Source organism: Capnocytophaga canimorsus, assembly GCF_002302565.1.
In the GTDB taxonomy this organism is placed as follows: Bacteria; Bacteroidota; Bacteroidia; order Flavobacteriales; family Flavobacteriaceae; genus Capnocytophaga; species Capnocytophaga canimorsus.
The window spans coordinates 984,923-1,000,055 of sequence record NZ_CP022382.1; the positions used below are offsets into that span (position 1 = coordinate 984,923).

General features: G+C 35.0%; 13 protein-coding genes. 9 read left to right on the forward strand and 4 right to left on the reverse strand.

Annotated features, from left to right (window positions below; genetic code table 11):
- The first annotated feature begins 10 nt into the window (after nt 1-10).
- Nucleotides 11-1,702 carry an erythromycin esterase family protein gene (locus tag CGC47_RS04305; RefSeq protein WP_157799870.1) on the forward strand — a complete coding sequence of 564 codons (1,692 nt, stop codon included), beginning with the start codon at nt 11-13 and terminating at the stop codon, nt 1,700-1,702.
- A gap of 40 nt (nt 1,703-1,742) precedes the next feature.
- Here the strand turns inward: CGC47_RS04305 and dut are convergent, their stop codons facing one another.
- The gene (gene dut, locus CGC47_RS04310; protein ID WP_042001681.1) at nt 1,743-2,177 is read right to left on the reverse strand and encodes a dUTP diphosphatase; all 435 of its coding nucleotides are present in this window, start codon (nt 2,175-2,177) and stop codon (nt 1,743-1,745) included.
- Between the two features lie 305 nt (nt 2,178-2,482).
- On the opposite strand from dut, the gene CGC47_RS04315 reads away from it, so the two are divergent.
- From CGC47_RS04315 to CGC47_RS04350, 8 genes are all read left to right on the forward strand, one after another.
- Nucleotides 2,483-3,625, forward strand: a complete 1,143-nt coding sequence (locus CGC47_RS04315; RefSeq protein ID WP_095900037.1) for a PepSY-like domain-containing protein — start codon at nt 2,483-2,485, stop codon at nt 3,623-3,625.
- 297 nt (nt 3,626-3,922) lie between these two features.
- Nucleotides 3,923-4,678, forward strand: a complete 756-nt coding sequence (locus CGC47_RS04320; protein ID WP_052456172.1) for a DUF4292 domain-containing protein — start codon at nt 3,923-3,925, stop codon at nt 4,676-4,678.
- 13 nt (nt 4,679-4,691) lie between these two features.
- Nucleotides 4,692-5,915 (forward strand): murein hydrolase activator EnvC family protein, encoded by a 1,224-nt coding sequence (locus CGC47_RS04325; RefSeq protein ID WP_041985335.1) that lies wholly within the window; start codon nt 4,692-4,694, stop codon nt 5,913-5,915.
- Between the two features lie 120 nt (nt 5,916-6,035).
- The gene (locus CGC47_RS04330) at nt 6,036-6,983 is read left to right on the forward strand and encodes a GSCFA domain-containing protein (RefSeq protein ID WP_042001584.1); all 948 of its coding nucleotides are present in this window, start codon (nt 6,036-6,038) and stop codon (nt 6,981-6,983) included.
- Between the two features lie 342 nt (nt 6,984-7,325).
- Nucleotides 7,326-8,228: a hypothetical protein gene (locus CGC47_RS04335; RefSeq protein ID WP_013997812.1), complete on the forward strand. Its 903-nt coding sequence runs from the start codon at nt 7,326-7,328 to the stop codon at nt 8,226-8,228.
- Complete coding sequence (locus CGC47_RS04340) at nt 8,221-9,582, forward strand: peptidylprolyl isomerase (protein ID WP_042001581.1); 1,362 nt, start codon at nt 8,221-8,223, stop codon at nt 9,580-9,582. Before CGC47_RS04335 ends, CGC47_RS04340 begins: the two co-directional genes overlap by 8 nt.
- Nucleotides 9,583-9,591: 9 nt before the next feature.
- Nucleotides 9,592-10,311, forward strand: coding sequence for a 16S rRNA (uracil(1498)-N(3))-methyltransferase (locus CGC47_RS04345; protein ID WP_042001578.1), 720 nt, complete (start codon nt 9,592-9,594; stop codon nt 10,309-10,311).
- 11 nt (nt 10,312-10,322) lie between these two features.
- Nucleotides 10,323-11,396: an AI-2E family transporter gene (locus CGC47_RS04350; RefSeq protein WP_042001575.1), complete on the forward strand. Its 1,074-nt coding sequence runs from the start codon at nt 10,323-10,325 to the stop codon at nt 11,394-11,396.
- A gap of 257 nt (nt 11,397-11,653) precedes the next feature.
- On the opposite strand, the gene CGC47_RS04355 is transcribed toward CGC47_RS04350, so the two are convergent.
- The 3 genes from CGC47_RS04355 to CGC47_RS04365 form a co-directional block, all read right to left on the reverse strand.
- Nucleotides 11,654-12,289 (reverse strand): WbqC family protein, encoded by a 636-nt coding sequence (locus tag CGC47_RS04355; RefSeq protein ID WP_042001572.1) that lies wholly within the window; start codon nt 12,287-12,289, stop codon nt 11,654-11,656.
- Between the two features lie 42 nt (nt 12,290-12,331).
- On the reverse strand, nt 12,332-13,891 hold the full coding sequence (gene lepB / locus CGC47_RS04360; RefSeq protein WP_042001569.1) for a signal peptidase I: 1,560 nt from the start codon (nt 13,889-13,891) through the stop codon (nt 12,332-12,334).
- A gap of 130 nt (nt 13,892-14,021) precedes the next feature.
- Nucleotides 14,022-14,942: an SPFH domain-containing protein gene (locus tag CGC47_RS04365; protein ID WP_041985605.1), complete on the reverse strand. Its 921-nt coding sequence runs from the start codon at nt 14,940-14,942 to the stop codon at nt 14,022-14,024.
- Nucleotides 14,943-15,133 lie beyond the last annotated feature (191 nt).

Sequence of the window (15,133 nt, forward strand, 5' to 3'; positions counted from 1 at the left end):
TAGCGTAAATATGAGAAAGAATTGGAGTCTTCTTCCTCATAATCTATTTGATATAACACAAGAAAAAATCAATGGAGAGGAATTCTTTTCGATAAAACCAATGAAAGATAATTTTTGGGGTATTTTTCTTCCTGTTTCTGCTGAAATATCACAAAGTTTCATTGTTAAAAATCCTGAAATAAAAAATAAAGTTCGGGTAGAAATAAGTACAAAGGGCAAACATATAGGAGCTTCGAAATTGCATCTAAAAGGGATAGATGCATTGGGTAATGAAACCTTTTCCGATGCGTTTTTTCTAAAAGATAGCAATGAATGGCAAATATTAAAACATTCAACAGAGATACCACAGGGAACCAACGAGTTTTTGGTTGTTTTAGAAATAAAAGGAGGTACCACCATTCAAAATCAATTCTTTTCCTTAAAAAAGGACGTAAAAATATATCTCAATGAAAGCTATTTACCTAATCTTTTATTGGAAGGGGTAGCGTATAAAGATGAATATCTACAACAAGCCGTATCCGTGCCTTATAATGAAATAGGTAAACAGCTTTCGGAAATGATTGCTGATAAACCGGCAAAAGTGATTGCCTTCGGTGAGCCGTTACACGGTAGCAAGGAGTTTCCTGATGTTTTTTTTCAATTTTTTCAGCATCAGATGACACATAATCAGGTCAAAAAAGTGTTTTTTGAAAATTCGATTTTGGAAGCGATGCGTTGGAATCGTTTTATTACCGACCAAAATTCGGTTTTTGCTTTGGATACCCTGATGAAACCGGAACGTTTAGGGTTGTTGGATCCTGATTTTGTAAAAAAGATACTACTTTGGACAAAAGAGTACAATAAAAAGAATTCGGACAAAATACAATTTTTAGGTATTGATTGTTATAGCACAGGTTTTATAAGAGAAACGGATTTGGGTAATTTTCTGTACGACATCAACACCCCTCAAAGAAATCCGTTATTAGACACGCTCTTTTTGAAATTGGATTTTTCGTCTAAACAAAAAACGTTGGAAGTTTTGAATTTTATGGAAGCCAATCAAATGCAATTATGTCAATTGCTAAATGAAGAAGAGTATGAGATGATACAGCAATATGTCCAAAATATTTCACAATTTTCAAATGACAATATTCCAGTTATTTCACCGGAACGGGAAATGTGGATGTTTCAGACAGCCAAACGGCATATCAATCAACTTAAACCAGATGAGAGGGCTCTGGTTTTCTCTCATTGGTTGCACTCAAACAGTTTACATTTACAAGCAGGAAAAGGAGCGAAAACATTAGGAGGGCATTTATTGAATGAATACGGAGACGATTATATCCGTATTGGGGGCTTGGCGGGTGAAGGAACATTTATGGGAAGAGGCCCTAATCTAAACCTGACATTAGGAAGGGCAAACTCTCCAGAAGGTACTTTGACACATTTTTTAGGTAAGAAAAAAGAAAATAACCTCGTGTTTTCTTCAATGAATGCACCTGAAATTGCAATGTTTCCGATTTATGGAGCTTTTAATACATCTTCTTCTATTTGTCAGGTAGTTAGAATAAAAAAGACAATAGACGTTGGCTTTTTTATCGGTAAAATAAATGCTTTTACCCCCTCCACTCAAATTAAAGCACGTCAGTTGGAAGAACTTACTCAATCAATTCTTTACAGAGATAGGAAAAAGCACTTGCTTTCACAACAAAAAACCAATTAGTTGAAGATTTCTATTTTGTGAAAAATGAGGTTGAAAAAAATCATTTTTTTCCAGTACTGCCAAAACCTCCGGAGCCTCGTTGGCTATCTTCCAAAACTTCTACTTGTGTTAAGGTAGGCGACTCGTATTTGGCGAAAACCAATTGTGCGATGCGTTCACCGTCTTCAATGGTAAAAGGAGTATTGGAGAGGTTTACCAAAAGCACCCCGATTTCTCCTCGATAGTCGGCATCAATAGTTCCTGGGCTGTTTAAAACCGTTATTCCGTGCTTGAAAGCCAATCCACTACGCGGACGAATTTGTGCTTCGTACCCTTTCGGAATTTCTAAAAATAATCCGGTTTTAATCAGTGTACGTTCCAAAGGGAGTAACGTTACGGGAGCTTCAAGAAACGCCCGAAGATCCATTCCAACGGCATCTTCTGTTTGATATTCGGGTAGTGGGTGATGCGAATTGTTTATGATTTTTACTGTCATACTTACCAAGATTACATCTTTATCGAAATGATTAAAGGGCAAAGATAACAAAAAAAGCCCTCCTTAAATTTCCTCCTTAATAGATTTGATAATTCATTTTTTTACTTTTTATCCCAAGCAGTACAAATAGTTTATTGCTTTTATTTTTTAAGGATTAGAAAAACATTATGAGGCATTCCCAAATCTTTCCCAAATTGAAACATACCTTTGCTGCGTGAAATATGATGATGACGAAAATTATGAAAAAAACTAATACTCAAAATATTTCACAAATCAATGAATAATAACTTTTTAAATGTATAATTATGAAAAAAATGTTTTTTAATCTTTTTGTAGTGGCATTAGCCTCTTCCCTTATGGCTTTTTCTTGCGATAAGGATGATGATGTTATTGCTTTCGGAAATTTACCCGTTGAGGCTAAAAATTTTATAAATCAATTTTTTCCAAATGTCAAAGTAACAAAAACTGAACTGAAAAACAACGGTTTTGAAGTAGATTTGGCAAACGGAGTTGAAATTGATTTCGATCAAGCTGGAAATTGGGTAAATGTTGATGCTCGTGATAGACAAGCACTTCCTAACACCGACTTTATTCCGCAATTCATTGTAAATGATGTGAAAGTCAATTACCCAAATAATCCCATCAACGGCATTGAAAAGAAAGGAACTTTTTACGAAGTAGAATTGGTAGGCATTGAAAAAGATTTGATTTTCAGTGAGCAAGGTCAAGGCAATCCAAATTTGGGTAACACACTTCCGCAATCAGTGAAAGAGTTTACTAATCAATATTTTACAAACATTCAAATTGTAAAATCAGAAATCAAAACCAATACTATCGAAGTTGATTTAGCAAATGGTGTTGAAATAGATTTTGATAAACAAGGCAATTGGATTGATGTTGATGCTCGTGACGGACAAGCGCTTCCCAACACCAATTTCATTCCGCAAAGCATTATTGATTATGTAAAAACCAAGCACCCTAACCACCCTATCAATGGAATAGAGAAAAAAGCTAATGGCTACGAAGTAGAATTGGTAGGAATAAAAGAGGAATTAGTTTTCAATACCAACGGAGGTTTCGTTAATCTTATTCAAGGAGAAGCATTTCCTGAATCAGTAACTGCTTTTGCTAGTGAGTTTTTCCCGAATGTACAAAAGGTAAAATCTGAAATTAAAACCAATGGCTTTGAGATTGATTTAGCAAATGGTGTTGAAATAGATTTTGACAAACAAGGCAATTGGATAAATGTTGATGCTCGTGATGGACAAGCACTTCCTAATACCGCATTTTTGTTAGCTTCGATTGTTGATTATGTGCAAAAAAATTATCCAAACAATCCCATCAATGGAGTAGAAAAGAAACTTACAAATTACGAGGTAGAATTAGTAGGTTTTCCAAAAGATTTGTACTTCAACGCTAATGGAGCTTTTATAGGACTTGAAAAATAATAGCCTTTAAAATCAAATTACACAGCGTAATTGCTATACATCTGTAAAAATGAGTTCGATTAGGTATCGAACTCATTTTGTTTAATTTAGCTTTAATTACTAGTAAGAAGTAAAGAGAAAAACAAGAAAAAACTTCAAAAAGCATTGATTTAAAATCTTGAGATATTCTTGCCTTTTAGAACTTTTTGCTACCATAAAACAATTACAAAACAGTTGTTATTACGCAATCATTATCATATATTATATCTTTTGCTTATTTTTGCCATTGAATACTTACCATCAGTTAAATACACCGCAATGAAATACCTTTTTCTGAAAATACTTTACTTTTTGTGCTTTATCATAATCCTTTGGGGTTGCAAACCTAAAATGGCGATAACCTCTTCATCAATAGATAGTAAAATAAAACTAAAAGAAGTTATCCGAGCGCACCAAGCTACCTTTCCGAATTTTAAAACACTTAGCGGTAGTGTAACAACTACCTATAAAAATGGTAAAGATGAACAAACTGTTACTTTGAGCTTTCGGATGGAAAAAGACAAAGCCATTTGGCTCAGTGCTCCTTTAGGGATAGCCAAAGTATATATCACTCCTCAAAAAGCAAGTTTTTACAATAAATTAGATAACACTCATTTTGAAGGAGATTTTTCGTACATTAGTAATTTATTGGGGTTTAGTGTCGATTTTCAAAACCTACAAAATCTTCTTTTAGGGCAAACCATTTATCCGCTAACCGCTCAGGGCGATTTGCAAATGAATGAACATTTTTATTTTCTAAATCAATCTCAAGCAACAGCTTCTATACGATATGGAATTATTCCTGGAGAATTTAGAGTCGGTTTTTTCGAAGTTACAGATAGCAAAACAGCTTTGGGCGCCAAAGGCGAAATTTCTTATCAACAAGTAGAAAATCAGATATTACCCAGTATTTTACAAATTGAAAGCCTAAACCAAGAAATGAACATTCGTATGGATTTTAAAAACATTCAGCTTAACTCCAAGGTAAATTTTCCGTACCGTATTCCGTCGGGTTCGAAAGCAATCAATAATTAAAAAATACAATAGTATGAAAAAGCAACGCTTTATCTTTCTGATGATATGTTTTTTATGTTCTTTTTTTGTTCAGGGACAAACCTCCGAACAAAAAGATTTGGAGGAACGTAAGAAAGTACTCATTGAGCAAATAAAGCAAATGGCACTACTGCGCTCCGAGCAAACCCAGCAGCGTAAATCGGTGCTAACTCAAATGGAAGAAACCGAGCAAAAAATACAAGCTCGTACCAAACTCATTCATATTACCCAACAACAAAGCTCGTTGCTCACTCGGGAAATTAACAAAAACACTAAACAAATACAAACCCTTGAAAACGAACTAAAACACCAAAAACAAGAATATACCAAACTTATTAAACAATCTTATAAAAACAAATCCAAACAAAACCGATTGATGTTTTTACTGGCATCAGAAAGTTTTTGGCAAGGGTACAAACGTATGCTTTACATAAAGCAATACACCGATTATCGAAAAAAACAAGCAGAAGAAATCCAACAAAAAACAATTCAAATACAAGCAATTAACCAACAATTAACAGCCCAACGACAAGAAAAAGAAGCTACCTTATCCGAAATCCGCAGAGAGGAACAACTCCTACAACAAGAAAAGCGCGAACAACAACTTTTAGCAGAAAACATTCGTAAAAAAGAAAGCGATTACGAGCAACAAATTCGTGAAAAACAACGTCAAGCTGATGCAATTGACCGTGAAATACAACGCCTGATACGACAATCCATAGCCGAGAACAACAAAGCGGGAAAAGTCGGTCGAATTAAAGATGCTGAAGTGGTTTTTACCCTCACCCCTGAGTCCAGAAAAGTAGCCGAAAGTTTCGAAGCTAGTAAAGGAAATCTTATCTGGCCAGTAGCAAAAGGCTATAAATCACAAGGTTTTGGAATTTATAGTGATCCTGTTTATCCTGACGTAAAGCATTACAACAACGGTGTTACCATCGTTACTGAAACTGGTGCCGATGCACGAGCGGTTTTCCACGGAGAAGTTTCCGTAATACAAGCCATACCCGGAAGTAATAAAGCCGTACACGTTCGCCACGGAAATTACATCACTATTTATTATAATCTGACTCAAGTTTATGTAAAAAAAGGAGATAAAGTAAAAGCTAAAACTCCGTTGGGGCGAATTTTTACAGATGCTGATAAAAAAACAGAAATGAAATTTTTCATATATAAAAACACCTCTAAACTAAATCCTGAATATTGGATACACAAAATGTAAATCCCTCTAAAAAAGTTCAAACCAAGAAGATAAATTCTACTTCGTTTCGTTAATGCTCTCAAAAATTACTTTTGTATATTAAATCAAACTTTTTTGAAAACTTTTTTCTGAAATTTAACTATGATTTTTCGTACCGCCTTTGATTTTCCTAAAACTTTAAATAATATTGATTATCACTCAAAGCTGGTGTGTTTGGGGTCGTGTTTTGCTGACAATATCGGAAAACAGTTATTGGAATATAAATTTCAAGTGGTGGTTAATCCGTTTGGCGTACTTTTTCATCCTCTTGCTATTGCTCGTATTTTGGAACGTGTGGTGAAAAAACAATACTACAATTCATCTGATTTTTTTCAACACAATGAGCTGTGGCATAATTTTGAAGTGCATTCTCAACTTAGCGCTCCCACTTTAGAGCAAGCCACACATAAAACAAATTATGCTTTAAGCTTACTTTCTAATGCACTTACTCAAAGTAAATATGTTTTCATTACTTTAGGGACGGCTTGGACCTATTGGTTAGATACGACTATAGTTGTGGCCAATTGCCACAAGATGCCTCAAGAATTATTTACAAAAAGGTTGCTATCGGTAACTGATATTGTACTTTCTTTGGAAGAAATCATAACCCAATTGGGTGAATTAAATCCTGAAGCAAAAGTGGTTTTTACCGTTTCTCCTGTACGACATTTGAAGGACGGATTTATAGAAAACCAACGCAGTAAATCACATCTAATTGCAGCTATACATCAGGTATGTGATACTTGCCCAAAAGCATCTTACTTCCCCGCCTATGAAATTCTGATGGATGAATTACGTGACTATCGCTTTTATGCCGATGATATGATACATCCATCAAAAATGGCAATTGACTATATTTGGGAACGTTTCTGTGAGATGTACTTTACCTCAAAAACGCTTGCCGATATGAAACAAGTAGCAAGCATTATTAAAGGATTAAATCACAAACCTTTCAATCCGAACACTATAGCACACAAACGTTTTATACACAACCTCAATGAGAAAATAAACATTTTAAAAAATAAATTTCCTTTTATGGATTTTTCTTAAGTTCTTTCCTATTATTTTTAAATCCTCTAGATTTTTGTTTTCTATACTTCAAAATTTAAAAGAGAAATCACCTAAATTTGCGTATAAGAATTTTTGGAATTTGTAGTACTTGAAATATAAAAATCACCCTAAAAATCCAAAATATAGGATGCTTTTCTTCTCATCAATCAGTATCAAAAAGGTACTCTACTATAAAGATTTACTATAATTATCCTAAAAATTTGAATAACAATAATAGAATTCTATTTTTTTCATTAAATTGCACCTCATTTTAAAATGTAACCAAATGGTTCATTCTATCTTACTATTTTGTAAGGACTTTAATAAAAATAGATTTCCATTTTGAAAAAGAACATATTCATATTTTTTAGCATAATTGCATTTGCTTCTTGTCAATATTTTGTACAAGAAGAGCCCAAACACGCTATTGCCCGTGTAGGTGAGCAGTATCTTTTTGCCTCTGATATTGCAGCCATTATGCCTAAAAAATACACTACAGAAGATAGCATCAACATCGTAAAAAACCATATCAATAATTGGGCTATCAATCAGTTGTTACTAGAAAACGCACAACGTAATATCCCCGAAGACAAAAAAGCTCACTTTGAAAAATTGGTCGATGAATATCGTAGCGATTTATACACCAATGCTTATAAAGAAATTTTAATAAACAATGCGATTGATACTATTATCAACAAACAAGATATGAGCTACTTCTACGAGAAAAATAAGGATATTTTCACGCTGAATGAATCACTGATTAAACTGCGGTATGTACAATTTCCGAAAAGAGAAGATAATAATAAAACAAAGAAAATGACCCTAAAACAAAAAAGGGAAATAGAAAAACAAAATAATTGGCAACAAAAAGTAAGAGAACAGTTTAAACGTTTTAATCAACAAGATATTAAAGAGTTAGACTCCATTTCCATTCAATTTCCTGCTATTTATCTGAACGATTCCACTTGGGTAAAGACAGAGAGTGTGATTAAGCGCTTTCCGTTTTTAGACAAAAACATCAATGAAAGTCGAAATTTTTTCATCGAACATAAAGAAGATGACCAAGTATATCTCATTCAAGTAAAGGACGTACTTCGAATTTCGGAACAAGCCCCTATGGATTATATGGAAAACGCACTAAAACAAATTATTCTCAACCAACGTAAGTTGGAATTCGTAAAAAAACTCGAAACAGATATTTTAAACTCAGGCATTAAGAAAAAACAATTTGAAATTTATGAATAGAAGTATTTTATTAGCTATCAGCACTTTATTTTTAAGCATAGGAACTTGGGCGCAAGATGCTCAACCCTCACAAAAGCGCATAAAGGTAGATGGTGTAGCTGCCGTGGTGGGCGATTTTTTGATTTTAGAATCAAATATTGACAAAACTTTTTTAGAACTTAAAACTCACGGAACGGACATCAAAGACATAACACGCTGTCAGTTGTTAGGCAAACTGATGGAAGACAAACTGTATGCGCATCAAGCTGTTCAAGATAGCATTGAAATATCAGATGCCGAAATTCGTTCTGCCATTGACCAACAGGTAGAGCGCCTAACTGCAACATTCGGCGACATTAAAAAAGTAGTAGAATTTTACCGAAAAGAAGACGAACAATCTTTACGCGATGAACTTTTTGAAATTCACAAAATCAATGGATTATCACAAAGAATGAAATCAAAAATTGTGAAAGATGTAGAAGTAACTCCTGAAGAGGTTCGTAATTTTTTCAATAACATTCCCGAATCTGAACGCCCTACTTTCGGTACTGAGCTTGAAATTGCTCAAATCGTGATAAACCCTATTCCACCTGCTTCAGAGGTACAAAAAGTAATTCATCGTCTTAACGAAATCAAAGCTGATGTGGAAACCACAGGAAGTAGTTTTTCTACCAAAGCCATTTTATACTCGCAAGACAGAGCCACAGGAGGGCAAGTCTTAACCTTTAATAGAGCTTCAATGTTTGACAAAACCTTTAAAGATGTAGCTTTTAGCTTACAAGAAGGTGAAATTTCAAAACCTTTCAAGTCCGAATTTGGTTGGCACATTATTCAAATGGATAAAATACGTGGAAAGGAAGTAAGCGTTCGTCACATTTTAATGATTCCTGATGTTCCTCGCGAGGCACTTGTTGAGGCTAAAGAAAAAATTGAAAAAATCAGAAAACGTATTATTGATGGAGAGCTAACCTTCGATCAGGCAGCACGTAATTTTTCCGATGAAAAAGAAACTCGAAATGATGGAGGACAACTTATCAATCCAGAAGATTTATCCACCCGATTTGAGCTTACCCGAATGGAGCCACAACTATACGATAAAGTATCAAAGCTCAAAGACAATGAGGTATCCGTAGCCTACATTGACGAAGATCGTACGGGCAAAAAGAGCTACAAAATCTATCAAGTAACCAATCGACACGAGGAGCATAAGGCTGATTTTGTTAAAGATTATGTAAAAATTCAAGATTTAGCCCTTAAAGAAAAACAACTGAAAGCTATAGCAAAATGGATGAATGAAAATATCCAAAAAACGCATATTATGATTAACGGCGAATACAAAAGTTGCAATTTTTCAAACAATTGGTTGAAAAAATAGTCTTTTAAAATGCAACTTTTCTATCACGCTCAAATCAGTGCTAGTACCGCTTCGTTTTGCTTTGAAAAGGAAGAAAGTCAGCACATTGTAAAGGTATTACGCAAAAAAGAAGGAGATTTACTACACATCACCAATGGCAAAGGTATGCGCTTTGAGGGGCAAATTAGCTTTGCTTCAGCAAAACGCTGTGAGGTTTTGATAACCAATTTTACTGAAATAAAAAAACATCCGTATCATTTGCATTTGGTAGTTGCTCCTACCAAAATGAACGAACGTTACGAATGGTTTTTGGAAAAAGCAGTTGAAATTGGAGTAGATGAAATCACCCCAATTATTTGCCAAAATTCAGAACGAAAGACCATAAAAAACGAACGATTCGAAAAAATTATTCTTTCGGCAATGAAACAATCGTTACAATATCATTTGCCTATTTTACATCCAACAATTAGCTCATCGGATTTTTTTGAGCAGATGAAAAACGAAAAGGGGAGCAAATTTATTGCACATTGCCAGGAAAATGAAAAGAAAGCCTTAGCCACTGAAATACAATCCGTTCCCGAACGATTGACCATACTTATTGGCCCAGAAGGCGATTTTTCAGCATTTGAAATTCAAAAGGCTTTATCAGAAAATTTCACACCTATATCATTAGGTAACAACCGATTAAGAACCGAAACAGCGGCTATTGTGGCTTGTCATACAGTTTCGGTAATGAGTAGTTTAACTTAAAATAAATAATTATGAATTCAAAAATGATTGCAAATGGCATCATCCGAGCTGTGGTTACCCTACTGTTAGCAGCACTCTTGCTTTATGCCTTATACCTATTGAAATCACTTATCATTTACATCGTCATTTCACTGGTTATCACGCTAATAGGGAAACCGATTGTACGTTTCTTGTATAAGAAAGTAAGAATTAGAAATCGGGTAATTTGTGTGATAATTACTATGCTTTTATTTCTGATTATCAGTTTGGGCGTATTTAGCTTATTCATTCCGCTACTCATTGCCCAAAGCCAAAGCCTGTCCCTGTTGGACATTGATCAACTTAAAATCAACATGGAGCATTTAATGCAACAGATTGTAGATAATTTAGGAATTGAAAAAGTCCCTCCCTTAGATGTTTCCAAAATGTTAAAAGCCATAGATTTCCCTGGTATTATAAATTCAACCGTTGGCTTTATTGGGAGTTTCGGAATGGGATTTTTCTCCGTACTTTTTATTTCGTTCTTTTTCCTAAAAGACGGAAGCAAAATGCTACAATCTGTTCTTGCGCTCATTTCAAAAAGCCATATTGAGCAATCGGAAGCCTCTATTGAAAAGACAAATGACTTACTTTCGCGTTACTTTGTGGGTATTATTTTGCAAATCGGTATTTTATTTGTAATTTACACCATAGTTTTACTCATTTTTGGGGTTCAAAACGCTTTCATCATTGCTTTTTTATGTTCGCTACTCAATTTGATTCCGTATATAGGTCCAGTTATCGGTTTCGGACTGATGGCTTTCCTAACAATGACAGGCTTTATAGGAAATGATTTCAGTACGGTAATGCTTCCTAAAACTATTTATGTAATGATTGGATTTTTAATTGGGCAACTTATTGACAATTTTTTCAGTCAGCCGCTGATATTTTCCAACTCTGTAAAATCAAGCCCTTTAGAAATTTTCTTAGTAATTATTGCTAGTGGAACGCTCTTTGGCATTACAGGAATGGTAGTTGCCGTACCTGCTTACACCGTGATAAAAGTTGTTTTAAAAGAGTTTTTCGACGGAAACAAATTTGTGGACTATCTTACTAAAAATATGTAATTAACTTATAATAAAAGTTTTTAAGTAATATTTTTCAATTTTATTGCAAAAATTATTTGATGTTTCAACTCCGTGTCCTTCTGAAGTCAGAGACTTTTATTTCAGTAATTTTAAATTCGAAATAGTATTAGTTAATCTTACAGAAACTAAAATATCAAACAAAAAACACCCGAAAAATACTTAATTTTTCGGGTGTTTTGAATTTTAAGTTTAAGTAATATACTGAAAAATAGTTTTATAAAAGGTTTTTCGTCTGTTTACCCATTGATGCGTACCTGATTTTGTAAGTAGTTCACTGTATTCATTCCCTCATGGAAAAGCAAATCCAAAATACTTAAATTGGATAAAAAACCGTGTTTATCTGCAAAAATCTGATAATACTGCTCTGTTTCAACAGGAAGTTCTTTTTTGGCTGAAGTTAAGAATCGAAAATCTTTAACCTCATTAGGGGCTGCTTCATAACTTTTTGTTTTATCGAAATGGACATCTGTTTGCAAACAAGCCAATAGGGTTTGAATCGTATCCATATTTACATCCAACAGAAAAGTATATTTCTTCTCAAAAAGTGGCAATAAATCATCTTCATAATATTCGAAAAAAGGCGAGGTTCGGTAGGCTGTTTCGAGACTTTTCCAATGCAATCGCTGCCAAGGAAAATGATTTTCCACACGAACATCTTTGAAAAGTTGTCGCCCTGTTTCCCCTCCTACGTGCTTAATGGGCAAATTTAACGCTTGTTTGCCGTTAGCCCCGTAAATATAGGCTCGATTTCGGAGGGTTTGTTTTTGATAGTTATCCGACACTTCTAAAACGCAAGGATGCGTGAGCATCAAATGAAATTGAGCAATACTCGGAAAATAGGTGGGGTGAACTAATACACTATGCGTTATCATATCCTGATTTATTGATTTTTGAACCTTTTGGGAAACAAGAAATTATTGATTTTCCTTGGCTTTCTTTCTTTTTCTGGAATAAAATTCATATCCACCCCAAACCAAAACAATGATAATAAGTGCGTAATATCGGTATGAAACAGGTTCTCCTTCCCCATTAACGGTAGTGAAAAGCCTATCCCAACGGATTTTATTCAAGCCCGAAGCATTCCTATCCAAACTCATCCAAACCATTACAGGCTTACCTAGAATGTGATCCTCTGGAACAAATCCCCAGAAACGACTATCCTCTGAGTTATGACGATTATCCCCCATCATCCAGTAATAATCGTACGTAAAAGTATATTGATTTGTAGGGGTGTTATTGATATAAATGGTTCCCTCTTTAACCTCTAATTTATTATTTTCATACACGCGAATGATACGCTCATAAAGTGGCAAATTATCCGAAGTTAGAGTTATGGTTTGCCCTTTGGCAGGAATGGTTACTGGGCCGTAATTATCTTCATTCCAAGCATACTTGGGCGTATGTGGAAATATAGACGAATTATAATCTCCTTTGGGAGTGATGCGTTTGGTTAACGAAATCACATTAGGTAAAGCTTTGAGTTTTGCCGCTACCTCATCGGTAAGTGCTGAAAACAAATACACATTAGGCTGAACTTCCCCAAAATTATCGGTAATCCCATATTGCTTATACATAAATTCAGGAGTAAGCTTTGCTATACTAGGTTTGGTTTGTAACACATACGAATACTGCAATTTCGCCCGAACTGGATAAACTTCTTGTTTCCCATTGATGTAAACATCGCCATCTCTGATTTCAAAAACATCGCCAGGTACGGCTACCGTTCGTTTTACGTAATTAGAACGTTTGTCCACAGGCTTATCCACGTGAATTTTAGAATCATCACGGAAGAAACGTACCGTATCAGCAGGCCAATTAAAAACTGTAATATCATTACGTTCAATTTTTTGCAAGGCAGGTAAACGCAAATAAGGCAACTGAGGGAATTTTAAATACGATTTTGTTCCCACCAACGGAATAGAATCGTGAACCATAGGCAAAGCCAAAGGCGTAGTAGGAACGCGAACGCCATAATGAAATTTGCTAACAAAGAGAAAATCACCTACCAAAAGAGTTTTCTCCAAAGAGGAAGTCGGAATCATATACGGCTGCATAAAATACGTATGAATGGCAGAGGCAGCCACCACAGCAAAAAGTACGGCACTTATCCACGGAGAAACATTCTTTTTGATTTCCGATTCATCTTTGCCTATGTATTGTGTTTGAGACAAATAGTTAACATAAGCAGTGTATAACCCCAAAGTAAGCACAGCAAACAAGGTATAACGCTTTTTTCGATACCCGAAAACGTGAAACCACTCGTAAGTCATCACTACCATCATAATATTTCCTATTACTGGAAGATACAACAGAAATACCCACCACCAAGGACGCTCAATAATACGTAAAAAAATCACGTGATTATAAACAGGAACGAACGCTAACCAAGGTTTATACCCCGCTTTTACAAATCCTTTCCAAAAAAATAATCCGGTAATGAGTTGTGCAATGATAAAAATATAGAAATATGCCATACAATGCTGTTTTTAGGTTGCGACAAATGTAACAAAGATTTGTAAAATAGACAAACACATCATTTTAATAAAAAATAAAGTCTGTACAAACTTGTACAGACTTTACATTCTCTCCTGTATTTAATTTCTCTTATGAATTATTGTCCTTATGGTTCTTTTTCATCATTTCGCCAATTTGATTGGAAGCCGCAAAGGAAGCAATCATATTATTAAGCATTTCACTTCCAGCCTGTGGCGAGTTGGGCAATAATATCAGATTGCTATTAGTGTCTTGACCAACAGCTTGAAGCGTATCGTAATGCTGAGTTACCACAATAAGTGCCGATGCCTCTTGTGAGCTGATACCTACTTTGTTAAGCACATCAACGCTTTCAACCAAACCACGAGCAATCTCTCGGCGCTGGTCGGCAATCCCCTGCCCTTGCAGACGCTTACTTTCGGCTTCGGCTTTTGCCTTTTCTACAATCAAAATACGTTGTGCATCTCCTTCGTACTGAGCAGCTACTTTTTCACGCTCGGCAGCATTGATGCGGTTCATCGCTGCTTTCACTTGAGCATCAGGGTCAATATCGGTAACCAAGGTTTTGATAATATCGTACCCGTAAGTTTCCATCGCTTCTTGCACTTCGCGTTTTACGGCAATGGCAATATCATCTTTTTTTACAAAAACATCATCAAGGCGCATTTTGGGTACTTCGGCACGTACCACATCAAACACATAGCTGGTAATTTGGTCGTGCGGATATTCCAAGCGATAGATGGCATCGTAAACCTTATCTTTAATGACCACATACTGCACCGAAACCTTGATTTTAACGAATACATCGTCCAAAGTTTTGGTTTCAACAATTACATCTAATTGCTGAATTTTTAGGCTGATACGTGCAGCCACTTTGTCAATTATCGGGATTTTAATTTGTAAACCCGAATGGCGTATGCTTTGGAACTTACCAAAACGCTCTACTGAAACTGCCGTTTGTTGCTTTACGGTAAAAAACAATGAAAAAATCACAAACAAAACGACTACAATAATAATGGGTGTTGTTATCATAAACTTTACTGATTTTAATACGTGAGCAAGGTAATACTTTTGGTGCAAAAACCAAATTCTTTTAGTCTATTTTTTGGGTCAAATACACGAATACCTTTTTTAATTGAAACCACATAGAAACATCGTTTTTTCTAATGCATCTATGTGGTTCTAAACTTAATTTACGGAATTTTACCAATTTTCAAGTTAAA

Bases quoted from the DNA above. Each gene is read 5' to 3' on its own strand.
- CGC47_RS04305 (WP_157799870.1), top strand. From the start codon at position 11: ATGAGAAAGAATTGGAGTCTTCTTCCTCATAATCTATTTGATATAACA.
- CGC47_RS04365 (WP_041985605.1), bottom strand. From the start codon at position 14,942: ATGATAACAACACCCATTATTATTGTAGTCGTTTTGTTTGTGATTTTT.
- CGC47_RS04325 (WP_041985335.1), top strand. From the start codon at position 4,692: ATGAAAAAGCAACGCTTTATCTTTCTGATGATATGTTTTTTATGTTCT.
- CGC47_RS04350 (WP_042001575.1), top strand. From the start codon at position 10,323: ATGAATTCAAAAATGATTGCAAATGGCATCATCCGAGCTGTGGTTACC.
- lepB (WP_042001569.1), bottom strand. From the start codon at position 13,891: ATGGCATATTTCTATATTTTTATCATTGCACAACTCATTACCGGATTA.
- CGC47_RS04320 (WP_052456172.1), top strand. From the start codon at position 3,923: ATGAAATACCTTTTTCTGAAAATACTTTACTTTTTGTGCTTTATCATA.
- CGC47_RS04345 (WP_042001578.1), top strand. From the start codon at position 9,592: ATGCAACTTTTCTATCACGCTCAAATCAGTGCTAGTACCGCTTCGTTT.
- CGC47_RS04340 (WP_042001581.1), top strand. From the start codon at position 8,221: ATGAATAGAAGTATTTTATTAGCTATCAGCACTTTATTTTTAAGCATA.
- CGC47_RS04330 (WP_042001584.1), top strand. From the start codon at position 6,036: ATGATTTTTCGTACCGCCTTTGATTTTCCTAAAACTTTAAATAATATT.
- CGC47_RS04315 (WP_095900037.1), top strand. From the start codon at position 2,483: ATGAAAAAAATGTTTTTTAATCTTTTTGTAGTGGCATTAGCCTCTTCC.
- dut (WP_042001681.1), bottom strand. From the start codon at position 2,177: ATGACAGTAAAAATCATAAACAATTCGCATCACCCACTACCCGAATAT.
- CGC47_RS04355 (WP_042001572.1), bottom strand. From the start codon at position 12,289: ATGATAACGCATAGTGTATTAGTTCACCCCACCTATTTTCCGAGTATT.